This window comes from Mycobacterium sp. DHQP2018-32-09, assembly GCF_058148405.1.
In genome coordinates this window covers 15322-38187 of the sequence record NZ_JBYVYK010000040.1, presented here as the reverse complement: position 1 = coordinate 38187, position 22866 = coordinate 15322, and the positions used below count along the sequence as shown (strand labels likewise).

Sequence of the window (22866 nt, the reverse complement as noted above, 5' to 3'; positions counted from 1 at the left end):
ACGTGGTGGTTCAATCGCCCGGTGACTGGCCTACATCGCCGCGGGGACGTGTTCGTGCTCGACTTCGGCGCCGACGAGAACCGCTTCCATCCGGACCGCGTGCGAGCGATCAACGCCGCGCTGGACGAGGTGCAGGCCGACACCCGACCGAAGGCGCTGGTGACGATCGGCACCGGCAAGTTCTATTCGAACGGCCTGGACCTGGAGTACATGGCCGCGAATCCCGAAGCGGCAGAGGCGAATCTGCGTTCGGTGCACGCGCTGTTCGCCCGCCTGCTGACGTTCGGCGCCCCGACCGTCGCCGCGCTGCAGGGGCACGCGTTCGCGGCGGGCGCCATGCTGGCGCTGACGCACGACCTGGCCGTGATGCGGTCCGATCGCGGCTACTTCTGCCTCCCGGAGGTGGATCTCGGCATCCCGTTCACGCCGGCCATGAGCGCGTTGATCCGGGCGCGCCTGCCCATCGCCACCGCCCACGAGGCCATGACCACCGGACGGCGGTACGGCGGCGACGAGGCCCACGAGCACGGCATCGTCGCCGGGGTCGGCTTCGAGGACGAACTGCTCGACATCGCGGTCGCCCGGGCTGCCGAGCGGGCACCGAAGGCGGGGCCCACCATGGGCGCCATCAAGGCCACGCTCTACGCGGAGGTCGTCGCGACGCTGATGGCGTAACCGTGCCGGCGCCCGGATCGCGACACGACTGGGGATGACCGCCGCCGCGCGTGCAACCGGCGCTGGGCAGGCGCGTCGGGTGACGCATCACTCAGCCGGGTTGGCGGTTCGCCTGCTTGGCCTTGCGCAGGTCCACCCAGAATCGGGCCGCCTCTCGGATCGACTCCTCGACGGGGCGTGGCTGCCACCCGAGTTCGTCGCGCGCCTTGCGGCAGTCGACCGGAGCCTCGGCCCGCATGAGCCGCAGCGAGTTGATCGACAGCCGCTCGTCGGTGCCGCGCAGCCGGCCCTTCAGGCTGCCCACGGCGGCCAGCGCGTACGACACCGGCAACGGGAGCGAGCGCGTGGGCGCGGGTACGCCGGCCGCCGCCGCGGCGATGCGCACCACCTCGGCGTTGCTGATCATGCGGTCCGAGATCAGGTAGCGCTGCCCGACCCGGCCTCGCTCGGCGGCCAGCAGCAGCGCGCGGGCGGCATCCTCGACGCCGACGGCCTCCAGTTCGATGCCGCTCATGACGAACGGCAGCTTGCCGAGGGCCGCGCCCGCGATGATGGCGCCGTGGGGTGTGCGGCCCCAGTCGCCGGCCCCGTAGGTGGTCGACACGCACATGGCGACGGCGGGCAGTCCGCGCTCGGCCGCGTAGCGCAGCACCAGGTTCTCGGCTTGGACGCGCGATCGTACGTAGGCGGTCAGTCGCCGGTCCTCGGGGTCGGCGATCACGTCGGCCTCGGTGGCGACGCGTCCACGTCGCCGGTTCACGGTGGCGTAGCTGCTGGTGAAGACGAAGCGGCGTAGGTTCGCCTCGACCGCGACGTCGAGCACGTTGCGGGTGCCCTCGACGTTGGTGCGGAACAGCGGCGCCGGGTCGCGCAGCCAGCCACGGGTGTCCACCACGCAGTAGTAGACGTCGTCGACCCCGGACATCGCGGCGCGCAGGACGTCGTCGTCGAACACGTCGCCGACGTGGCGGGTCACGGGAAGGTGGTCCAGCGCCACGGTCTTCGCGCCCTCGCGAACCATGACGCGGACGTCCTCGCCCGCGTCGACCAGCTGCCGGGTGACGTGCGACCCCAGGTAGCCGTTGGCGCCGATCACCAGGGCCGTCATCGCGTACCGCCGAGCCGGGCACCCACCGTCGACATCCACTCCTGCGCCTCGGCGGGCAGCGTGCCCAGCTCGCGGGCCTTGTGACACCACCTCGTGGTCGCCGTGACGAATCGCAGCGGGTTGTAGACGTCTTCCTGCCGGCACCACTTGCCGTCACCGGCATAGGTGACGATCGACAGGTTGGTGGCGCTGATGATCGTGCCATCGCCCGGATCCCGCATGGGATTGTCCAGTTCACAGATCACCCGGCCCGTGGCCTCGTCGATCACCGTCCACAGCGACGGGAAGGCCGTCATGTGACTACCGGGGAAGCTCTCCATGGTCTGCCAGATCCAGCGCCGCACCTCTTCACGGCCGCGCATGGTGCCCGCGGCATGTTCGACGTAGACCACGTCGTCGGTGTAGTGCTCCACCCACTGATCCCAGTCGCGCGTCCGCGCGGCCCGGTCGACGGTGCGTTCGAACACCGCGAATGCCTCGACCAGCTCGTCGCGGCTGAAGGTGCGTCCGGTCACGCCCAAAAATAGAACACGTTCTACCCGGGATTGTCGAGGGTCTCGGCGCACCCGGCACTGGGTACTCCCGCGACGTCACCTCACGACGGCGATCGGGCATCCTCGAAGGATGATCTCGACCACGGTCGAGGTTGTACTCGGGGCGGACGTGTCACCGCCGGTGACGCGTGGTGGTGTTCACGGTGGTCGTGTTCAGGAAGGAGTGGCCATGTCACGCAAGGACACGCGGGACCCGGTGCAGCGGCACGATGGAGACGCCCCGCAGGACGCGGTCGGCTATCACCGCAATCCCGCCGCGGTGCACGCGCTCTCACCCGAGCAGTACCGCGTCACCCAGGAGAACGGCACGGAGCGTCCATTCACGGGCGAGTACTGGGACAACCACGAGGCCGGCATCTACGTCGACGTGGTGTCGGGCGAACCGCTGTTCGCGTCGGTCGACAAGTTCGAGAGCGGGTCGGGCTGGCCCAGTTTCACGCGGCCCATCGACGCGGCGAACGTGGTGACCAAGCGCGACTTCAGCCACCTGATGATGCGCACCGAGGTGCGTTCGGCGCATGGTGACAGCCACCTCGGCCACGTGTTCACCGACGGACCCCGGGCCGAGGGCGGGTTGCGCTACTGCATCAACTCGGCTTCGCTGAGATTCATCCCCCTCGACCAGCTCGAGGAGCAGGGCTACGGCCACTATCGGCAGATGTTCAAGGAGGCAACGGCATGACGGAAACCAAGACCGCGATTCTGGCGGGTGGCTGCTTCTGGGGGATGCAGGACCTGATCCGCAAGCAGCCCGGCGTGGTCACGACGCGGGTGGGTTACACGGGCGGCACGAACGATCACCCGACCTACCGCAACCATCCGGGTCACGCCGAGGCCATCGAGATCGTCTACGACCCGTCCAAGACCGATTACCGCGCGCTGCTGGAGTTCTTCTTCCAGATCCACGATCCGAGCACCAAGGATCGACAGGGCAACGACGTCGGCAGCAGCTACCGGTCGGCCATCTTCTACCTCGACGACGAACAGAAGCGCGTCGCCGAGGACACCATCGCCGACGTCGACGCGTCGGGACTGTGGCCGGGCAAGGTGGTCACGGAGGTGACGCCGGCCGGCGAGTTCTGGGAGGCCGAGCCGGAGCACCAGGACTATTTGGTGCGCTACCCCAGCGGGTACACGTGCCACTTCCCGCGCCCGGGCTGGAAGCTGCCCAAGCGGGAGCATGCGGCGTCGTAGGCGCCGTGCCTCCTCTCACCGCAGCGGCGTGGCGCGTCGGCGCATGACGACGCGCCCGCCGCGTTTGGGCGTGTACGCCACCCCGCGCGAATGGGTCTTCTCCGCCGGCGCGGTGGTCGTCTCGATCTCGAAGTGCCGCAACACCGTCCGCAACACGACGTCCATCTCGACGTTGGCGAAGACCGCGCCGACGCAGCGCCGGGTGCCCCCGCCGTAGGGCAGGAACGCGGTCATGGAGGGCTTGTCGTCGACGAAGCGCTGGGGGTCGAAGCGCAGCGGATCGGGGAAGTCGGCCTCGCGCTGGTGCAGCTCTCGAATGGCCACGGTGACGGAATGCCCACGTGGAATCGACCATTCGCCCAGCTGGAATGCCGGGGCGTAGACGTGCCGACCGGCGAAGTCGATGACGGTGCGGACGCGCTGCACCTCGAGGATCACCGCCTGCCGGTAGGCGTTGTCGTCGGTGGCGGCCTCGTCCTGCAATGCCGCGAGCACCTCGGGGTGACGCACGATGCGCTCGAAGGCCCAGGCCAGCGTGGAGGCCGTGGTCTCGTGGCCTGCAGCCAGCAGCGTCAGGAGTTCGTCGGCGATGTCCTTGCGGGACATGGCCGTTCCATCCTCGTAAGTGCTGCGCAACAGCAGTGCGAGGATGTCGTCGCGGGTGTCGAAGTCGGGCCGTGCGCGCACCTCGTCGATCAGCCGGTCGACCACCTCGTCGTACTGGCGGCGATAGGCGGCCAGCCTGCCCCACGGCGTCAGCCGTCCGAACGTGCGCGCCGGGGTCGGCAGGACGGCCAGCCGTGATCCCAGGGTCACCCATGGCGGGATGATGCGGCGCAGTTCGTCGAGCCGTTCGCCGTCGGCGCCGAACACCGCCCGCAGGATCACGTTGAGCGTGATCCGCATCATCGGTTCGAGGGTCTCGAATTCACGGCCGTCGGGCCAGGTTTGGGCCTCTCGCAGTGTCTCTTCCTCGAAGATGCGCTCGTAGTTCTTCACGCTGCGTCCGTGGAACGGCGGCGTCAACAGCTTGCGCCGGCGGCGGTGCTCGCCGCGGTCGAGGGCGAACACCGAGCCCGATCCCAGGACGCGGCTGAGGTTGGGCTGGATGTTGCCCACGTCGTCGGTGTTGGCGGCGAACAGCTGTTTGGCCAGCTGTGGGTCGCCGACGATCACCGACGGGCCGAACACCGGCAGCCGCATCGAGATCACGTCACCGTGCGTGCGCATCAGCCGGTGCACGGTCCAGGTGCGCGAGACGGCGTACGCCACACCCTGGACGAACGCGGGCCAGCCGGGTCCGGGGGGCAGGGCCGTCGCGGGTGGCGTAGCGGGGGCACTGGCACTGGCACTGGCACTGGCAGTGTCACTGGCACTGGCACTGCCGGCCACGGTGGGTGAGTTCACGCGAATCTCCCGACGAGGTGGTGGTACTGCGATGTACCGAGGTCGTGTGGGGTACGGTACCGCCAAGTACCGCACGGACGCAAGGGTGGGAGGTGACGCCATGGGAGGTGACGCAGCGGTAGGTGACGCAGTGGCCGACGGCGGCATCGCCGACTCGGGCGTCACCAGCACGGGCGTCACCGACTCGGGCGACACCGACTCACCCGACGGCTCGAGTGCGGGTCCGGCGTTTCGCGCCCGACTGCTCGACGGGTTGCGCCAGGCCATCGAGGACCGCGGCTACCGCGACACCACGGTGGCCGACGTCGTGCGCAACGCCAAGACCTCCAAGCGGACCTTCTACGGCGAGTTCGCCAGCAAGGAGGAGTGCTTCCTGGCGCTGCTGGCCGCCAACAACGAACAGATGATCGCGAGCATCCGGGCGGCCGTACCGCCGGAGGCGGACTGGCGCGAGCAAATCCTCGGCGCGGCAACGGCGTACGTCGAGCACATCGCGTCCCGGCCGGCCATCACGCTGAGCTGGATCCGGGAGGCACCCGCCCTCGGCGCCGTCGCGCTGCCCCTGCACCGGGGTGCCATGGGCGCGCTCACCGACATGCTCGTCGACCTGACCGACAGCCCGGGCTTTCGCCGCGCGCAGCTGCCGCCCGTCACGCCGGCGCTCGCGCTCATCCTGCTGGGCGGGTTGCGCGAACTGACCGCGCTGACCGTCGAGGACGGCGCCGACCTGCGCGGCATCCTCGAACCGGCCGTGGTCGCCGCGACGGCGATCTTGGGGCCGCGCGTCAGCCCAGCATGAGCCGTGCGGCGGCCTCCAGCCGGCGTGCGATCTCCTCGTAGGACGCATAGCCCATCCCCGAACGCACCAGCGCACCCGAGTACAGCAACTCCAACGTGTCGACGACGTCGGGATCGGGGTCGGGGGCCAACGCCTGGGCCAGCCGCTCCCGGATGTCGCGGCCGATCCGCTGCCGGAGCACCTCGACGTCGGGATCGCGGCCCAGCAGCGCGGTGGTCACCGCACCCGCGAACTCGGGTTCGTCGGCCAACAGTAGCGAGACGTGGTGCAGGACGTCGACCACGCGGCTGGCGGGATCGGCGGACGCGTGCGGCGCCGGCGGGGCCGCGGTGAGCCGCCGCCAGAACACCTCGGCGACGAGGTGCTCCTTCGAGGAGAAGTAGGTGTAGGCGGTGGCCGCGCCGACGCCGGCCTCGGCCGCGACGCGACGGACGGTGAGATTGCCGAAACCCTCGCGCTGGAGCAGCTCGACCGCGGCTCGTCCCAACCGATCGACGGTGTCGGCCTGCTTGGCGGTCAGACGGCGCCGAGTCGACTCCAAGGCCGGATCGGACACGTGTCTGGACGCTACTACAACTAGGGGGCACCGGCAACGGTAGGTTGGCCCCATGACCGCACTCTCCCCCGCCGCCGAGCAGCTGTTCGCCTACGCCGAAGGGGTGACCGGTTTCATGCCGGCCGACGAGGGCCGCGCCCTCTACGACGCCGCCGTGCGCTACCTGGGCGACGGCGTCGGCGTGGAGATCGGGACGTACTGCGGCAAGTCCACCGTGATGCTGGGCGCGGCCGCGCAGGCCGGCGGCGGGCTGCTCTACACCGTCGACCATCATCACGGCTCCGAGGAGCATCAGGCGGGCTGGGAGTACCACGACGCGACGATGGTCGACCCGGTGACGGGTCTGTTCGACACACTGCCCGTCCTGCGGCACACGCTCGACGGGGCGGGTCTCGACGATCACGTGGTGGCGATCGTGGGCAAGTCGGCGGTGGTGGCCCGCGGCTGGCAGACGCCGGTGCGGTTCCTGTTCATCGACGGCGGTCACACCGAGGAGGCCGCCCAGCGCGACTACGAGGGGTGGGCCCGCTGGGTGGTCTCCGGTGGGGCGCTGGTGATCCACGACGTCTTCCCCAATCCCGACGACGGCGGGCGGGCCCCGTTCAACGTCTACCGCCGCGCACTGGACTCGGGCGACTTCCGCGAGGTGTCCGCCACGGGATCGCTGCGCGTGCTCGAGCGCGTCTGACGCCCAGCTAGGACCGGGTGACGCAGGCGCAGTCGAACTCGCCCTCCAGGCCCCGCGGCAGATCGTCGGCCCGGAAGATCCCGTTGGCCGGCGTCGTGCGCGACAGGGCATCCGCGGCCAGGATCATTGCGGCGCCCGTCCACGTCGTGCGCTCCACGGGCCAGCGCTTGCCGTCGGCGAACACCAGCCCCGTCCAATAGGAGCCGTCCACTTCGCGCAGGTGGTGCATGGCCGCGAACTGCTGGTGTGCCCGCGCGGAGTCACCCATCGCGTCCAGCGCCAGCACCAGCTCGCACGTCTCGGCGCCGGTCACCCATGGCCGGTGATCCACGCACCGGATGCCGAGATCGGGCACCACGAACTCGTGCCAGCGGGAGTCGATGCGCTCCCATGCCGCCGGCCCCCGCAGGGCACCACCGAGCACCGGGTAGTACCACTCCATGGACCAGGAATCCTTGAGCAGGAACGATTCCGGGTGCGCGGCAATGGCGTGGCCCAGGCGGCCGACGGCCACCTCCCACTCCGGCTGCGGCTCACCCAGGTAGTTCGACAGCGCGATCGCGCACCGGATGGCGTGATGGATGCTCGAGCTGCCGGTCAGCAGCGCTTCCTCGACGACGCCATTCGGCCCTGCGCCCCAAGCGATCTCGCCCCCGGGAAGCTGTAGCGTGAGCACGAAGTCGATGGCGCGGCTCACGGTCGGCCACATGGTCTCGGCGAATTCGCGGTCACCCGTGCTCAACACGTAGTGCCACGTCCCGGTGGCGACGTAGGCGCAGAAGTTGCTGTCCGAGTTGTGATCCTCGATGACGCCGTTGCGCAGTTGGATGGGCCACGAGCCGTCCGCGCGCTGCTGCGTGCGGCACCAGTCATAGGCCGCCCGCGCCGGCTCCCACAGCCCGGCGACCGTCAGGGCCATGGCGTTCTCGACGTGGTCCCACGGGTCGGTGTGCCCGCCATCGAACCACGGTAGCGCGCCCGACGACTCCTGGGTGGCCGCGATGGCCTCCGCCGTACGAAGGCATTCCGCGGGCGTCAGTACGCCCGCAACGCCAGGGACGTCGTGACGGCGCATCGGCTCAGGCCACCGGCTTGCGGAAGTACAGTGCGACGCTCTTGCCGATCAGCGGGTTCAACACGGCCTCGGTGTTGCGGGTCAGCCAGGGCCGCGACATCATGTCCCACACCAGCAGCTTGTGGTACGCCGAGACCAGGGGATGGTTCGGCTTCTCCACGCCCACCGCGCACTTGAGCCACCAGAACGGGGCGTGCAGCGCGTGCGCGTGATGGCGGTGGTCGAACTCCATGCCGCGGGCGACCACCTTGTCGTGCAGTTGGTCGGCCCGGTAGATGCGGATGTGCCCGCCCTCGTTGGCGTGGTACTCGTCGGACAGCAGCCAGCACACCTTCTCGGGCAGCCAGCGCGGCACGGTCACCGCCAGCCAGCCGCCGGGCCGCACGACGCGCACCAGCTCGTCGATCGCGCGGTCGTCGGCCGGGACGTGTTCGAGGATTTCCGAGGCGATGACGCAGTCGAACGTCCCGTCCTCGTAGGGCAGGTCCAGGGCGTCACCCTTGACGGCCTCGGCCTTCGCGGTCGCGGGTGCCTCGCCCTGCTCGGCCATCGCGGTGAGGATCGCGTCGACGTCGTTGAGGTCGGACGCGCTCTGATCGAAGGCGACGACGTTCGCGCCGCGGCGGAACGCCTCGAACGAATGCCTGCCCGCGCCGCAGCCCACGTCGATGACGGTGGTGCCCGCACCTACGCCCAGCCGGTCGAAGTCGACGGTCAGCATGCTCCAGCCCTCCTGTCAGCGCCTCCCCGGACGCGCGCGATGGCCTGCTCGTACACCGAGACCGTCTGTGCGGCAACGGATTCCCAGCTGAAGACCTCGACGGCCCTGCGGCGGCCCGCAGCACCGAGGCGGTGCAGTTCGCGTGGCGAGTCCAGCAGCTCGCCGATGACGCGCACCAGGTCGTCGACGTCGCCCGGCGCCACCAGGCGTGCACATTCGCCGTCGGTGCCCACCACCTCGGGCAGGGCCCCGGCCCGGCTCGCGACGATGGGCGTGCCGCTGGCCATGGCTTCCACGGCGGGCAGCGAAAAGCCTTCGTAGAGCGAGGGAATGCACGCGACCTCCGCCGAGGACAACAGCGCGGCGAGTTCCTCGTCGGTGAGGCCACTGGAGATGTGCACGATGTCGGAGATGCCCAGTTCGGCGATCAGCTTCTCGGTGGGGCCGTTGGGTTCGAGCTTGGCCACCAGTTGCACCTCGACGTCACGCTCCACGCGTAGCCGCGCGACGGCGTGCAGCAGGTGGCTCACGCCCTTGAGCGGCACGTCGGCACTGGCGATGACGATGATGCGGTTGCGCACGCGGTCCGGCGCGGGCCGGAACAACTCGGTGTCGACGCCCAGCGGCACCACCCGTAGCTGACTGGGCGACACCCCGAAGTCGTCGGCGATGTCGGTGGCCGACGTCGAGGACACCGTGAGCAGCTCGGGGATTTGGCGGGCCACCTTCTTCTGCATTTCCGCGAATCCATACCACCTGCGCACCAACGGCTTTCGCCACCAGGCCGCGGCGTCGACCTCGACCACCCGATCGCGGGTGATGGGATGGTGCACGGTGGCGACCACGGGCAACCCGAGGCGCGCCACGTCCAGCAGTCCGGTGCCCAGGCTCTGGTTGTCGTGCACCACGTCGAAGTCGGCCCGGCGATCGGCGAGGATCCGCGCGATGCGCATGCAGAACGTCTTGGGCTCGGGGAACGCAGCGGTCCACGTGCTGAGCAGTTCGACGAGGTCGATGCGGTCGCGGATCTCGCTGGGTCGCGGGACGCGGAACGGGTCCGGTTCGCGGTACAGATCCAGGCTCGGCACCTCGGTGAGGCGGACACGCGGGTCCAACCCCTCGGGGTACGGCGGACCCGAGAACAGTTCGACGTCGTGACCGAGGTCCACGAGGCCGCGGCTGAGGTGCCGGACGTACACGCCCTGGCCGCCACAATGCGTCTTGCTGCGATACGACAGCAGGGCAATCCGCATGCTCAGCTCACCACGGCCAGAGTCGACGGAAGGGCTCTGGACATGTGTCCAGACTATAGTTTGACAGGCTATCCGCCGCAATGCGGTCGGCGGTGGACCCCGATGGACTCCACCTGGATCCCCTGCGGCCCCTCGGGGCGCTAGGCGGGCGGGAAGCCTCCGGTGGCCACCGGGCCCCACGTCCGCGGCGTCAGCCGGAGCAGGCATTTGCCCTGGTCCACCATCGCCTGGCGGTACTCGTCCCAGTTGGAGTGCTCCCCGGCGATCACCCGGAAGTACTCGACGAGCGGTTCGACCGCATCGGGCAGGTCGATCACCTCGGCCTCGCAGTCGACCTGCACGTAGGGGCCGTCGAACTCGTCGGACAGCACGGTCACGCTGGCGCGCGGATCGCGGCGCAGGTTGGCGGTCTTGGCCCGCTGGGGATAGGTGGCGATGACGATGCGCTCCTCGGCGTCGACGCCACCGGTCACGGGCGAACTCTGCAGCGAGCCGTCGCGCCGGTAGGTGGTGAGCACCATGTGGTGCCGGGGCCGCACGAAGTCGAGCACGGCGGCGCGATCGACGGAGTGCGCGGTGGCGTACTTGGGCATCGTCTCAAGCTACCGGGGTCTAGGGCTAACGGGTATCGGACTACTGCCGCTTGAGCGTCCACGCCGGAACCCAGTGCGCCACCTGCCGGCGCTCGGCCCCGTAGGCCACGTCGTAGGTGACCCAGCCCCACCAATACCCCTGCTCGCACAGGCCCCAGCAGGTCAGCCGCCCCTCGACGACGCCGTGCAGCTGCAGCCCGGAGGGGTGGTAACCGCCGCGCGCATGCGGCTCGCGTGGGAACACCGCCGCCAGGTCGACCAGGACCACCACCGCGGGATCGACGCGCCGGAACGTCGGCTGCACCGGCTGCCCGGTGTGCCCGATCGACTGCATCGCCATTCATCGATCATATGTTCGAATGGGGTCGGTGGGGAACCGGTTCACTCGGCACCACGAAGGCCCAGGTCCGCCGGTAGCCGAGGCCGGTGATCCGGGCCCGTCGCACGGCGGCGAGGCCGACGCGGCGCACCTCACCGGAGGACGGTTCGTAGCACTGCAGCTCGGATCCGCGCACCGCGACGATCAACACCCAGTGCCGCGGCAGCGCGCCGCCGATCAGCATGGCCACCGGCGCGCCCGCGCCGACGGCGGCGAGCACGCCGGCCAGCACCTCGCGGCGCCGCGGCGCTCCCCGGTAGAGCCGCCAGCGGTGCCCCTGGCCCAGCACCTTCGCCATGCCCATCGGCGTGGTGCCGAGCGCTCGTGGCCAGATCACGTTCGCCCGCCGGTGCACGCGCGCCTGCTCGGCGGCGAACCACCGCGGGTCGACGGGATCGCTGCCGGTGCGCCCCAGGCCGGACAGCGCGGCGGCCATCACGGCGACGGCGGGTCCGCACGACACCCCGTCGCGCTGCCGCAGCCGCGCCGCCGCCCCGCGCACGCGCCTAGCCTAGGCTCGACGTCCGTGTGGGGCACGACGTTCGGGCGCGCGCTCGCGCCCGGGTTGGCGGTTGCGTGCGCAGCCGCCGTCGCGCTGGCACCCCCGGTCGCCGCGGACCCGGACGCCCTCTGGCACATCGTGTCCGGGGAGTGCGTTCCCCATCAGCTGAGCACTCGGGATCCGAGCCCGTGCGCGCAGGTCGAACCCGGGCCCGACGGCTACGCGGTGCTCAAGGATCTGGTGGGCGCCACCCAGTACCTCCTCATCCCCACCGCGCGCGTCGACGGCATCGAGAGCCCGCAGCTGCTGCAGCCCGGGTCACCGAACTACCTCGCCGACGCGTGGCGGGCCCGCACCTTCGTCGAGGCGCGGGCGGGGACGCCACTGCCGCGCGACTGGGTGGGCCTGGCGATCAACTCCGCCGAGGCGCGCACCCAGGATCAGCTGCACGTGCACGTCGACTGCATTCGCGCCGACGTGCACGACGCCCTGGCGCGCCACCCGGTCGGGCCCGGGTGGGCGCCCTTCCCCGAACCCCTGGCCGGCGCCGGCTACCTCGCGATGGCGGTCGACGACCTCGACGCGGTGAATCCGTTCGCCCTGCTCGCCGACGGCGTGCCCGGCGCGCGGGCGGACATGGGCGCCCACACGCTGGCCGTCGTCGGCGCGTACCTGCCCGACGGGCGCCCGGGCTTCGTGCTGCTGGCGAACTCGGCCGGACCCGAAGCCAGCAGCGAGGACCTGCAGGACCACGACGCCTGCCCGCCGCCGCACGGCGCGTGGGCGAAGTAGAGGATTCCGAGCGCGACGATCTGGGTATGAGCCACGTCACGTCCGCCTAACCCATCCGAGAACCGGGGTGCCGCCATGAGCCTCGACTTCACACCCACCGTCGCCCAGCACGACCTCGCCCGCCGAGCGCACGAGTTCGCCGAGCAGGTGGTGCGTCCGGTGGCGGGCGAGTACGACAAACGCCAGGAGTTCCCGTGGCCGGTCTTGCAGGAGGCCGCGCGCCAGGGGTTCTACAGTCCGCTGTTCTACCGGGACCTGATCGGCGATCCGACGGGACTGTCGCTGCCGATGTTCATGGAGGAGCTGTTCTGGGGGTGCGCCGGCATCGGCTTGGCGGTCGTGATGCCCGCGCTGGCACTGTCGGCCATCGGGCAGGCGGCCACGCCGGAGCAGATGCTGGAGTGGGCGCCCGAATGCTTCGGCACGCCAAGCGACATCAAGCTCGCCGCCCTGGCCATCTCCGAGCCCGAGGGCGGCAGCGACGTGCGCAACCTGCGCACCACCGCCCGCCGCGACGGTGACGACTGGATCATCGACGGCCACAAGATGTGGATCGGCAACGGCGGCATCGCCAACGTGCACGTCGTCAACGCGGTCGTCGACCAGGAGCTGGGCCACCGCGGGCAGGCCCTGTTCATCGTCCCGGGCGGCACGCCGGGACTGGAGTTGGTGCGCAAGCTCGACAAGCTGGGCTGCCGCGCGTCGCACACCGCCGAACTGAAGTTCTCGGGCGTGCGCGTGCCGGGCGCCAACCTGCTGGGCGGCAGTGAGCGGCTGGAGCACAAGCTGGCCCGCGCCCGTGAGGGCGGCCGGTCGTCGGCCACGCTGGGCACGTTCGAGCAGACCCGCCCCATGGTGGCCGCGCAGGCGCTCGGGATCGCCAGGGCCGCAATCGAATACGTCACCGAGTACGCCAACCGCCGAGAGGCCTTCGGGGCGCCGATCATCGACAACCAGGGCATCGCGTTCCCGCTGGCCGACCTGGCCACCAAGCTGGACGCGGCGCGGCTGCTGACGTGGCGGGCCTCGTGGATGGCGGCCAACGGGGTGCCGTTCACGCGCGGCGAGGGGTCCATGTCCAAGCTGGCGGCCAGCGAACTCGCCGTCGAGGCCACCGAGAGAGCCATCCAGACCATGGGCGGGTGGGGCTACATCACCGATCACCCGGTCGAGAAGTGGTACCGGGACGCCAAGCTGTACACCATCTTCGAGGGCACCAGCGAAATCCAACGCGTCGTGATCTCCAAGGCCCTGGGCGCCGCCGACGGCAAGCCGCCACTGCACGTGGACCTGCCCCCCAGCGGCGGTCCGCTCAACGCGTGGTTCGGCCGCGGCACCGTGACGAGGACACGCGCGGCAAACGCGGCGCTCGGCGCCAAGGACCGCGTCCCGGAGCCGGTGATGAACCTCGCGATGAAGGTGCTGCGACCGCCGCGCCGGTAATCCGCCCGGCGGCCGGGTCGCGACCGAACCGTGACGATACGGAACACGCGGTACCCCTGGTCCCGGATAACTTCTTCTGGCAACATTACCCGCCGGTAGGTTGTGACCGATCCGGATAGACGAGTGGGGAATGACGATGGCGTCTTGGCAGACCACGACGGACAGTGCGGCCACGTTCCTGGCGCAGGGCACCGAGGGCGGCGGGGCCGCCCTCGACCAGGTCATCGGCATGTCCGTCGCGGCCATGATCATCTCGCTGGGATTGCTGTGGATCGGCTACCAGCACCGCCAGCGCAAGATCACCTGGCTGCGCGACCTCGGCGACTGGGCGGGCAACAAGTTCCACCGGCCACCGTGGGTGGCGCTGCCGATCATGTTGTTCATCACCACGATCATCTGCGCCCTGTTCGGCTTCATCTGGGACGTCAGCCTGCACATCGGCAAGGGGCGCGACCCCGGGCCGCTGGCCAACCCCGCGCACTACTTCATCCTGTTCGGCCTGTTCATCCTCTTCATCGCGGGCTGCCTGGCCTGCATCCTGTCCTATGACAAGCCGGGCCCGGCGGCCGTGCGCATCACCAAGACCTGGTACGCGCCGGTGGGCGGCATCCTGATGGCCGGCTGCGGCCTGTACGCGCTCATCGGGTTCCCGCTGGACGACGTGTGGCACCGCATCTTCGGCCAGGACGTCACGCTGTGGGGCCCCACGCACCTGATGATGATCGGCGGGGCCGGCTTCTCCACCCTCGCCGCGCTCTACCTCGAGTACGAGGGCCGGCTCGCCGCGGGCAAGGACGCCCCCAAGGACCGTCCCACCGTCAAGTTCCTGCAGTACCTGGCGTTCGCCGGCCTGGTCATCGGCATGTCGGTCTTCCAGATCGAGTTCGACTTCGGGGTCATGCAGTTCCGCCAGGTGTTCGAGCCGATGCTGATCGCCGCCGCCGCCGCCCTCGGCCTGGTCGCGGCCCGCATCATGCTCGGCCGCGGCGCCGCCGTCATCGCCGCGCTGCTGGCGATCGCGCTGCGCGGTCTCGTCGCCCTCGCCGTCGGCCCCGTGCTCGGGGCGCCCATCAACTGGTTCGCGCTCTACCTGGGGCCCGCCCTGGTGGTGGAACTGCTCGCGTTGACGCCACTGTTCAAGCGGCCCATCGTGTTCGGCCTCGTCAGCGGCGTCGGCATCGCCACCGTCGGCCTGTGGCTGGAGTCGCTGTGGATCGACGCGGTCTACGAGTACGCCTGGCCCACCAGCATCTGGCCCGAGGCGCTGGCCATGTCGATCCCCGTCGCCGCGCTCGTCGGAGCGTGCGGCGCGATGATCGGCATGGTCCTCACCGACCAGCGACTCCCCACGCGCGCCATCGGCATCGGCCTCGTCGCGCTGTCGGTGCTCGCCATCGCCGGTGCCACCGCCAACGGTCTGCGCTACGACGTGCCGCAGAACGCCACCGCCAGCATCACGCTCACCGATGCCCCGAGCATCGGCGATCAGCGGATGGCCACCGCCGACATCCGCATCAATCCGCCGGACCTGGTGAGCGCCGACCCGAACTGGGTGTCGATCCTCGGGTGGCAGGGTGGCCTGGCCAACCAGCGGGGCATCTTCGTCGACCACCTCGAGAAGGTCGGCCCCGGCCACTACCGCTCCACCGAGCCCATGCCGGTCTCGGGCCAGTGGAAGACGCTGCTGCGCGTGCACGACGGCCGCACCATGGGCGCCGTGCCGATCTACCTGCACGGCGACCCCGGCATCGGCGCGGCGGAGGTGCCCGCCGAGGCGTCGATGACGCGTCCGTTCGTCGCCGAGATCACCATCCTGCAGCGTGAGCGCAACCCCGACGTCCCGCAGTCGCTGTGGCTCGTCGGATGCATCGTGGTCCTGGTGTGCACGCTGTCACTGATCGCCGGATTGTCCTGGGGCGCAGGACGACTCAACGGCAGCGCGCCGACCACCAGCAAGCGCGAGTTCGAGCCGTCTGCGCAGGCATGACGACCGTCTACCTCGCCGACCACTCGGCGCTCCTGGCCATACCGGCGTTCGCGCCCGCCCTGGTGGTGGTGGGCGTCGTCATCTGGATCGCCCGCCGCGACCGCCGCAACGGTGACGACGGGGAGCACCACGAGGGGGACGACGAGGCCACCACCGACGGCACGCGCCTGCCCAGCGACCGATCCCCCAGCGCAGATGGAGCCCCGTGATCCACCCGAAGACACGCGTCGCCGCCGTCGTGGCGGCGACCGCCACCGCCGCCGTCCTGACCGCCTGCGGCGGATCGTCCCAGACGGCCGAATCGTCCGGTGGCGCAGCGCAATCCGCCGCGCCGACCAGCGGCTCGTCCGCACCGCGGCTCACCGACCAGCAGGCGCCCACGGCGCGACTGCTGATCGACCTGACCATCGCCGACGGGACCGCGACCCCCACCAACCAGCAGTTCCAGGCGCGCGTCGGCGAGCCCATCGTGATCCGCGTCAACAGTGATGCCGCCGACGAGTTGCACGTGCACTCCAACCCCGAGCACTCCTTCGAGGTGAAGGCCGAGAACGGGCAACAGTTCCAGTTCACCGTCGACGTTCCCGGCCGGGTCGACGTCGAGTTGCACCACCTCGACAAGACCGTCGCCACCATCGCCGTTCAGCAGTGACCCCGGGCGCCACCACCGGCCTGCTGGCCCACGGCCTCGGCGGGTCGTCCGACCTCCCGATCCCCTACACCTATGCGCTCATCGGTGCGGCGTGGGCGCTGACGTTCACGTTCGCCGTCGTCGCATTGGCGTGGAAGCAGCCACGTTTCGACCCCGCACACCAGGGCAGGCCGCTACCGCGGTGGTGCACGGCCGCCGTCGACTCGCCGGTGACCCGGTGGGTGGTGGGCCTCGGCGCGCTGGCGCTGGCGGTGTGGGTCGGCATCGTGGCGGTCGTCGGGCCGCAGACCGGCGAGAACCCGCTGCCCGGCGTCTTCTACGTGCTGCTGTGGGTGGGCCTGGTGGCGCTGTCGGTGCTCATCGGCCCGGTGTGGCGCGCCGTCTCGCCGGTGCGCACGCTGTACCGCCTGTTACCCGCGCGCCCGACGACCGCGAATTACCCGACGTCACTGGGCCATTGGCCGGCTGCGCTGGGATTGTTCGCCTTCGTGTGGCTGGAGCTGGCCAGCCCGGACCCCGGATCGCTGACCGCCGTGAAGACGTGGCTGGTGGTCTACCTGGTGGTGACGCTGGCCGGCGCCCTGCGCTTCGGCACCCGGTGGTGCGCCAACGCCGACCCGTTCGAGGTGTACGGCGTCGTCGTGTCCCGGCTGGCGCCGCTGCGCCGCGATGCCGACGGTCGCATCGCGGTGGGCAACCCGTTCGACCACCTGCCGACGCTGCCCGTGCGCCCCGGCACCGTCGCGGTGCTGGCGGTGCTGCTGGGGTCGACGGCGTTCGACAGCTTCTCGGCCATGCCGCAGTGGCGCGGGCTGGTCGACGACCTCTCCGGCGGCTCGACGACGGCGGCCGTGCTGCTGCGCACCGTGGGGCTGGCGGGTTTCGCCGCGGTGGTCGCGGCGACGTTCACCCTCGCCGCGCGCGCCACGGGCGGCGTCGACGCCCGGACGCGGCGCGAACTGCCCGGGCTCATGGCGCACTCGCTGGTGCCGATCGTGGTCGGGTACGTCTTCGCGCACTACCTCACCTACCTGGTGGAGCGCGGGCAGCAGACGGTGCTGCGCCTGCTCGACCCGTTCGGCACCGGCTGGCTGGGCCTCGACGTGTCCTACGTGTTGTCGATGCACCCCTCGGTGCTGGCCACCCTGAAGGTGGGCTTCGTCGTGGCCGGGCACGTCGCGGGCGTCGTCGCGGCCCACGACCGGGCGCTGCGCGTGCTGCCCAAGCGCAATCAGCTCACCGGCCAGCTGGCGATGATGCTGGTGATGGTGGGTTACACGTTCACGGGGCTGTACTTGCTGTTCGGGGGCTGACTACCGTCGAGGGCATGCGCGCACTGCTCGTCGTCGACGTCCAGAACGACTTCTGCGAGGGCGGCACGCTGGCGGTCGACGGGGGCGTCGAGGTCGCGCAGTCGATCACGGCGCTGCTCGCCCACCACGACTACGCGCACGTCGTCGCGACGAAGGACTACCACATCGACCCGGGCGCGCACTTCTCCGCGACGCCCGACTACGTCGACTCGTGGCCGCCGCACTGCGTGGTGGGCACGCCGGGCGTGGAGTTCCATCCCGCGCTGGATCCCAGCGCCGTCGAGGCCGTGTTCCACAAGGGGCAGTACTCGGCGGCCTACAGCGGGTTCGAGGGATTCCACGCCGACGACGAGACGCCCCTGGTGGACTGGCTGCGCGCCCGCGACGTCGACGCGGTGGACGTCGTCGGCATCGCCACCGACTACTGCGTGAAGGCCACGGCACTGGATGCCGCCGCCGCGGGGTTCAGCACGCGGGTGTTCGTGGACCTGACCGCCGGCATCCACCCCGAGACCATCGCCGACGCCGTCGCCGCGATGCGCGCGGTGGGCGTCGAGGTGGCCTAGTCACCCGCGAGTGTGCGTCTCCGCACGCGACACGCCGGAACCCGGTACGAAAACGCACACTCGTCGCGTCACCAGACCATGCCGCGAGCCCGCAGGGCACGTTCCACCCGGTCGACGTACGTCGCCCGCCGGCGGTGGAGTAGTTCGCTGCCGACCCGGATCACCAGCCAGCCCAGCTCGTCGAAGGCGACGCCCTTGTCGATGTCCCGCTGCCGTACGTGGGCGTCGGTCCAGTGCTGCAGCCCGTCGTACTCGATGGCGACCTTGACCTCCTCGTAAGCCATGTCGACACGAGCGACGAAACGGCCGAGCCGGTCTCGGATCTCGACCTGAGTCCGTGGCGCCGGCAGTCCCGCGTCGACGAGAGCCGAGCGGGCGACGGTCTCCTGTGGCGACTCGGCCCCACCGTCGACGCGCGGCAGCACCCGGCGCAGCCGCCCGAGGTGCCGGGCCCCGGGATGGGCGCCGGCGACGGCTTCGACGTCCGCCCGCCGCACGCCGGTGGCGTTGGCCAAGGCATCCAGCCGACGCACGGCCAGGATCTCCGAGCGCGTGTGGCGGCCGATGTCGAACGCCGTGCGCGCCGCCGACGTCACGGCCATGGCACCCACGCGGACGATCTCGCCCGGCGCGAGGGTCTCGGTACGCACCACGACGTTCGGCGGGTGGCGCCGGTTGCGGTGGATCACCTCGGCGGGCTCGTCGTCGTCCACCCACTTGGCCCCCAGCAGCACCGCCGCCGACTGACCGGCGAGCACCCCGCGACGCCGCGACCACAGCCAGGCGGCTTCGGCGCGTTGGCGAGCTGTCGGCGCAGCGCCCCAGGCCACGTAGACACCCGGGTGGATGGGTTCGTAGAGCAGGTGCATCGTCCGCGCCGAGATCGCGCGAGCCCCGAGCGCCTCGACGCCGAGGAAGGGCCAGGGAACGTCGGTCATGGCTGGATCCTGCGGACGCCGACCGACGCATCGGCCGCCCCGCGGTCAACTCGACCCAGGTTGTCCACAGCCCTGGACGCCGAGTGTGCGTCTCCGCACGCGACACGCCGCGTGGCCGTCGGAGGATGCACACTCGGGGCCCCCACGACACCAAAGTCCGGGTGAGTGTCGACACAGGGCGCCGGGGGTTTGTCGAGGCCGTCAAATGGGCAACTGAGCAGGGGCAAGTGGCCACGTCAGTGCTCCTCGAGGCTGCTCACCCACGTGCCCGCATCCACGGCGCACCGTATGGTCGCCATGTTGACCGTTGGCAGGAAGGCCTCACGTGACCGAACCCCAGGGCACGACCACCCCCGAGATCTGGCGCGGCAGCGCCTACCCCCTCGGCGCCACCTACGACGGGACGGGCACCAACTTCGCGGTGTTCAGCGAGGTGGCCGACAAGGTCGAACTGTGCCTGTTCGACGCCGACGGCACCCAGACCGGCTGCTTCACGCTGCCCGAGGTGGACGGCTTCGTGTGGCACGGCTTCATCCCCAACGTCGAACCCGGGCAGCGCTACGGCTACCGCGTGCACGGCCCCTACGATCCGGCCAACGGCCAGCGGTGCAACCCTAACAAGCTGCTGCTCGACCCGTACTCCAAGGCCATCGACGGCGCGTTCGACTGGAACCAGTCGCTGTTCGGCTACACCTTCGGCGACCCCGACAGCCGCAATGACGACGACTCGGCGGCCAGCATGCCGAAGTCCGTCGTGATCAACCCCTACTTCGACTGGGGCGTGGACCGGCCGCCGAAACACGAGTACGCCGACAGCGTCATCTACGAGGCGCACGTCAAGGGGCTCACCGAGACGCACCCCGACATCCCGGAACAGATGCGCGGCACGTACGCCGCCGTCGCGCATCCGGTGATCATCGAGCACCTCAAGTCGCTGGGCATCACGGCCATCGAGTTGATGCCGGTACACCACTTCGCCAACGACTCGACGCTCATCGAGAAGGGGTTGTCGAACTACTGGGGCTACAACACCATCGGTTTCTTCGCCCCGGACCACAAGTACAGCAGCAACCCCAACCCCGGCGGGCAGGTGCAGGAGTTCAAGGCCATGGTGCGGGCCCTGCACGAGGCCGGCATCGAGGTGATCCTCGACGTGGTCTACAACCACACGGCCGAGGGCAACCACATGGGCCCCACGTTGTCGATGCGCGGCATCGACAACGCCGCCTACTACCAGCTGGTCGACGACGACAAGCGGTACTACATGGACTACACGGGTACCGGCAACAGCTTCAACGTCAGCCATCCGCACTCGCTGCAGCTCATCATGGATTCGCTGCGGTACTGGGTCACCGAGATGCACGTCGACGGCTTCCGCTTCGACCTCGCCTCGACGCTGGCCCGCGAGTTCTACGACGTCGACCGCCTGGCGACGTTCTTCGAACTGGTGCAACAGGATCCGACGGTGAGCCAGGTCAAGCTCATCGCCGAACCGTGGGACGTCGGCCCCGGCGGCTACCAGGTGGGCAACTTCCCGCCGCAGTGGACGGAGTGGAACGGCAAGTACCGCGACACCGTGCGCGACTTCTGGCGCGGTGAGCCCTCCACGCTCGACGAGTTCGCCTACCGCCTCACCGGATCGGCCGACCTGTACGAGCACACCGCGCGTCGTCCCGTCGCCTCGATCAACTTCGTCATCGCCCACGACGGCTTCACGTTGCGAGACCTGGTGTCGTACAACGAGAAGCACAACGAGGCCAACGGCGAGGACAACAACGACGGCGAGAGCCACAACCGGTCGTGGAACTGTGGCGTCGAGGGTCCCACCGACGACCAGGAGGTGCTGGCGCTGCGCAGCAGGCAGGAGCGCAACTTCCTGACCACGCTGTTGCTGTCGCAGGGCGTCCCGATGATCTGCCACGGCGACGAGCTGGGACGCACGCAGGGCGGCAACAACAACGGGTACTGCCAGGACAACGAGATCACGTGGGTGAACTGGGCCGACGCGGACGCCGAACTACTGGAGTTCACCAAGGAGGTCTCGGCGCTGCGCGCCGCCCATCCGGTGTTCCGTAGGCGGCGCTTCTTCACCGGCAAGCCCGTGGGCAGGCGCGGCGAGTCCGGCGCTCCCGACATCGCGTGGTTCACCCCCGAGGGCACCGAGATGACGGGTGAGGACTGGGGCTCGGGCTTTGCGAAGTCGGTCGCGGTGTACCTCAACGGGCTCGGCATCCCCGACCGCGACGAGCGCGGCCAGCGCATCGTCGACGACTCGTTCGTGCTGTGCTTCAACGCGCACTACGAGCCGCTCGAGTTCACCTTGCCGCCGGCCGAATTCGGCGCCTCGTGGCGTACGGTGCTGCGCACCGACGGCGGCGAGGAACAGGCCGTCGCGGCCGGCGAGACTCTCACCGTCGAGGCCCGCGCGACCATCGTGCTTCAGGCCCAGGAGCCCGAAGCCACCTGATAGCGTCGCCGGTATTCACAGCCGGTCGTCAGCTTGGCTTGCGCAGACGGGGGACGTTCATGACACAGCCGATCATCGACCAGATCTACCGCGAGCGGGCCGTGGTGGACGCCAAAGGCGAACGGCACGAGCTGCATTCCCAGGTCGACGTCGACGAGGGGCGCTTCCTGCACGACCTCGTCGCCAAGCATCCGGAGATTGCCCGCACCCTCGAGGTAGGCTGCGCGTTCGGGCTGTCGTCGCTGCACATCACCGGGGCCACGCACGGGCGGAGCGGTGCCCACCACGTCATCGTCGACCCGTTCCAGACGACGGATTGGCGCAGCATCGGCGTCGACAATCTGCGCCGCGCGGGCGTCACGGCGTTCGAACTCGTCGAGGAGCCCTCGGAATTGGCGCTGCCGCGGCTGTTGAGCGAGGGTGTGGAGCCGTTCGACTTGATCTTCGTCGACGGCTGGCACACCTTTGATCACACGCTGCTGGACATGTTCTACGCCACGCGCCTACTGCGCGTGGGCGGCTACCTGGTGGTCGACGACTGCGGATGGCCGAGCGTGTCCAAGGCCGTGTCGTACTTCTCGAAGTACCCGTGTTTTGAGGTGGTCGGGGGTTCGGCGACGTCGAACCTGGGACATCGTGCAGCCCGCGCGGTGGGCCGGGTGATCAAACCGGTGGCCGACGTGGCGCTGCCGCACTGGCTCTACGACTATCCGTTCGGCATGGTCAAGCACCGGTCGATGATGGCGCTGCACAAGGTCAGTGAGGACGAGCGGCGCTGGGACTGGTTCCGACCGTTCTGACGCGGCAGAACCGGCTGGCCGCGCCGGTTCAGCGCACCACGTCGTAGAACGAGTCGCCGTCCTCCGGCGTGCCGTCGATCTGGCCCCGATCCTTGCCGTGACGTTCGGGGTCCAGGCGGTCCAGTTCGTCGTCGTCGACCAGTTCCAGGCCGCCGCCGGAGTCGGAGTCGTGCGCCTCACGGGGCTCGTCCTCGTCGTCGGCGGCGACGTCGGGTTCCTCCTCGGCGAGCCGCTCGTCGAGCGTCTCGTCCTCCTTGGCCTCGATCCACTGCTCGGGCGGGTCGGCCACCTCGTCACCGTCGTCGTTGCGCACCTCGTCGGAGTCGAGAGACTCGGACTTGTCGAGGGGGATGTCGTCGAAGCCGTCGGTGCTCATGAACCCATCGTGCCCGATGGGTCACGGC

Annotated in this window: 26 protein-coding genes; 14 read left to right on the top strand and 12 right to left on the bottom strand. The window is 70.0% G+C overall.

Annotation, left to right across the window (positions count from 1 at the left end; genetic code table 11):
• Positions 1-21: 21 nt before the first annotated feature.
• Positions 22-675: an enoyl-CoA hydratase-related protein gene (locus AC30CM_RS19145; protein WP_490118483.1), complete on the top strand. Its 654-nt coding sequence runs from the start codon at positions 22-24 to the stop codon at positions 673-675.
• Between the two features lie 91 nt (positions 676-766).
• On the opposite strand, the gene AC30CM_RS19140 is transcribed toward AC30CM_RS19145, so the two are convergent.
• Entirely contained in the window at positions 767-1783 is a 1017-nt protein-coding gene (locus tag AC30CM_RS19140; protein WP_490118482.1) for an NAD-dependent epimerase/dehydratase family protein, read from the bottom strand.
• Positions 1780-2298, bottom strand: coding sequence for a nuclear transport factor 2 family protein (locus AC30CM_RS19135; RefSeq protein WP_490118481.1), 519 nt, complete (start codon positions 2296-2298; stop codon positions 1780-1782). Before AC30CM_RS19135 ends, AC30CM_RS19140 begins: the two co-directional genes overlap by 4 nt.
• 208 nt (positions 2299-2506) lie before the next feature.
• Between AC30CM_RS19135 and msrB the strand changes: the two genes are divergently transcribed.
• Both msrB and msrA read left to right on the top strand, forming a co-directional pair.
• Complete coding sequence (gene msrB / locus AC30CM_RS19130) at positions 2507-3019, top strand: peptide-methionine (R)-S-oxide reductase MsrB (protein WP_490118480.1); 513 nt, start codon at positions 2507-2509, stop codon at positions 3017-3019.
• Positions 3016-3531, top strand: coding sequence for a peptide-methionine (S)-S-oxide reductase MsrA (gene msrA, locus AC30CM_RS19125; protein ID WP_490118479.1), 516 nt, complete (start codon positions 3016-3018; stop codon positions 3529-3531). Before msrB ends, msrA begins: the two co-directional genes overlap by 4 nt.
• A 15-nt stretch (positions 3532-3546) precedes the next feature.
• Here msrA and AC30CM_RS19120 read toward each other — a convergent pair whose 3' ends face one another.
• The gene (locus AC30CM_RS19120) at positions 3547-4923 is read right to left on the bottom strand and encodes a cytochrome P450 (RefSeq protein WP_490118502.1); all 1377 of its coding nucleotides are present in this window, start codon (positions 4921-4923) and stop codon (positions 3547-3549) included.
• 115 nt (positions 4924-5038) lie between these two features.
• Between AC30CM_RS19120 and AC30CM_RS19115 the strand changes: the two genes are divergently transcribed.
• The gene (locus tag AC30CM_RS19115) at positions 5039-5737 is read left to right on the top strand and encodes a TetR/AcrR family transcriptional regulator (RefSeq protein ID WP_490118478.1); all 699 of its coding nucleotides are present in this window, start codon (positions 5039-5041) and stop codon (positions 5735-5737) included.
• Here the strand turns inward: AC30CM_RS19115 and AC30CM_RS19110 are convergent.
• Complete coding sequence (locus AC30CM_RS19110) at positions 5724-6293, bottom strand: TetR/AcrR family transcriptional regulator (protein WP_490118477.1); 570 nt, start codon at positions 6291-6293, stop codon at positions 5724-5726. The genes AC30CM_RS19115 and AC30CM_RS19110 overlap by 14 nt on opposite strands.
• 52 nt (positions 6294-6345) lie before the next feature.
• On the opposite strand from AC30CM_RS19110, the gene AC30CM_RS19105 reads away from it, so the two are divergent.
• On the top strand, positions 6346-6981 hold the full coding sequence (locus AC30CM_RS19105; protein WP_490118476.1) for a class I SAM-dependent methyltransferase: 636 nt from the start codon (positions 6346-6348) through the stop codon (positions 6979-6981).
• 7 nt (positions 6982-6988) lie between these two features.
• Here the strand turns inward: AC30CM_RS19105 and mmpH are convergent, their stop codons facing one another.
• The 6 genes from mmpH to AC30CM_RS19075 form a co-directional block, all read right to left on the bottom strand.
• Positions 6989-8056 (bottom strand): MMP endo-(1,4)-3-O-methyl-alpha-D-mannosidase, encoded by a 1068-nt coding sequence (gene mmpH / locus AC30CM_RS19100; protein ID WP_490118475.1) that lies wholly within the window; start codon positions 8054-8056, stop codon positions 6989-6991.
• Positions 8057-8060: 4 nt separating this feature from the next.
• Complete coding sequence (locus tag AC30CM_RS19095; RefSeq protein WP_490118474.1) at positions 8061-8777, bottom strand: class I SAM-dependent methyltransferase; 717 nt, start codon at positions 8775-8777, stop codon at positions 8061-8063.
• A complete protein-coding gene (gene manT / locus AC30CM_RS19090; RefSeq protein ID WP_490118473.1) occupies positions 8771-10030 on the bottom strand; it encodes an MMP alpha-(1->4)-mannosyltransferase in 1260 nt (419 codons plus the stop codon). Before manT ends, AC30CM_RS19095 begins: the two co-directional genes overlap by 7 nt.
• Positions 10031-10170: 140 nt before the next feature.
• Complete coding sequence (locus tag AC30CM_RS19085) at positions 10171-10623, bottom strand: PPOX class F420-dependent oxidoreductase (RefSeq protein WP_490118472.1); 453 nt, start codon at positions 10621-10623, stop codon at positions 10171-10173.
• A 40-nt stretch (positions 10624-10663) separates the two neighbouring features.
• Positions 10664-10957 carry a hypothetical protein gene (locus AC30CM_RS19080; protein WP_490118501.1) on the bottom strand — a complete coding sequence of 98 codons (294 nt, stop codon included), beginning with the start codon at positions 10955-10957 and terminating at the stop codon, positions 10664-10666.
• Positions 10958-10970: 13 nt separating this feature from the next.
• Positions 10971-11504: a hypothetical protein gene (locus AC30CM_RS19075; RefSeq protein WP_490118471.1), complete on the bottom strand. Its 534-nt coding sequence runs from the start codon at positions 11502-11504 to the stop codon at positions 10971-10973.
• A gap of 24 nt (positions 11505-11528) precedes the next feature.
• Between AC30CM_RS19075 and AC30CM_RS19070 the strand changes: the two genes are divergently transcribed.
• From AC30CM_RS19070 to AC30CM_RS19040, 7 genes are all read left to right on the top strand, one after another.
• Positions 11529-12296 (top strand): CDP-diacylglycerol diphosphatase, encoded by a 768-nt coding sequence (locus AC30CM_RS19070; RefSeq protein WP_490118470.1) that lies wholly within the window; start codon positions 11529-11531, stop codon positions 12294-12296.
• Between the two features lie 75 nt (positions 12297-12371).
• Entirely contained in the window at positions 12372-13739 is a 1368-nt protein-coding gene (locus AC30CM_RS19065) for an acyl-CoA dehydrogenase family protein (RefSeq protein WP_490118469.1), read from the top strand.
• Positions 13740-13869: 130 nt separating this feature from the next.
• Complete coding sequence (locus tag AC30CM_RS19060) at positions 13870-15726, top strand: hypothetical protein (RefSeq protein WP_490118468.1); 1857 nt, start codon at positions 13870-13872, stop codon at positions 15724-15726.
• Positions 15723-15935 (top strand): hypothetical protein, encoded by a 213-nt coding sequence (locus tag AC30CM_RS19055; protein WP_490118467.1) that lies wholly within the window; start codon positions 15723-15725, stop codon positions 15933-15935. Before AC30CM_RS19060 ends, AC30CM_RS19055 begins: the two co-directional genes overlap by 4 nt.
• Positions 15932-16378 (top strand): hypothetical protein, encoded by a 447-nt coding sequence (locus tag AC30CM_RS19050; RefSeq protein WP_490118466.1) that lies wholly within the window; start codon positions 15932-15934, stop codon positions 16376-16378. Before AC30CM_RS19055 ends, AC30CM_RS19050 begins: the two co-directional genes overlap by 4 nt.
• A complete protein-coding gene (locus AC30CM_RS19045) occupies positions 16375-17691 on the top strand; it encodes a hypothetical protein (protein WP_490118465.1) in 1317 nt (438 codons plus the stop codon). Before AC30CM_RS19050 ends, AC30CM_RS19045 begins: the two co-directional genes overlap by 4 nt.
• A gap of 14 nt (positions 17692-17705) precedes the next feature.
• On the top strand, positions 17706-18257 hold the full coding sequence (locus AC30CM_RS19040) for an isochorismatase family protein (RefSeq protein WP_490118464.1): 552 nt from the start codon (positions 17706-17708) through the stop codon (positions 18255-18257).
• A 68-nt stretch (positions 18258-18325) separates the two neighbouring features.
• Here AC30CM_RS19040 and AC30CM_RS19035 read toward each other — a convergent pair whose 3' ends face one another.
• On the bottom strand, positions 18326-19195 hold the full coding sequence (locus AC30CM_RS19035; protein WP_490118463.1) for a hypothetical protein: 870 nt from the start codon (positions 19193-19195) through the stop codon (positions 18326-18328).
• A 325-nt stretch (positions 19196-19520) separates the two neighbouring features.
• Here AC30CM_RS19035 and glgX point away from each other — a divergent pair, with 325 nt between their 5' ends.
• Together glgX and AC30CM_RS19025 are read left to right on the top strand one after the other, a co-directional pair.
• A complete protein-coding gene (glgX, locus tag AC30CM_RS19030; RefSeq protein WP_490118462.1) occupies positions 19521-21662 on the top strand; it encodes a glycogen debranching protein GlgX in 2142 nt (713 codons plus the stop codon).
• Positions 21663-21721: 59 nt separating this feature from the next.
• The gene (locus AC30CM_RS19025) at positions 21722-22462 is read left to right on the top strand and encodes an O-methyltransferase (protein ID WP_490118461.1); all 741 of its coding nucleotides are present in this window, start codon (positions 21722-21724) and stop codon (positions 22460-22462) included.
• Between the two features lie 28 nt (positions 22463-22490).
• Here the strand turns inward: AC30CM_RS19025 and AC30CM_RS19020 are convergent, their stop codons facing one another.
• Complete coding sequence (locus AC30CM_RS19020; protein WP_490118460.1) at positions 22491-22838, bottom strand: hypothetical protein; 348 nt, start codon at positions 22836-22838, stop codon at positions 22491-22493.
• Positions 22839-22866: the final 28 nt, after the last annotated feature.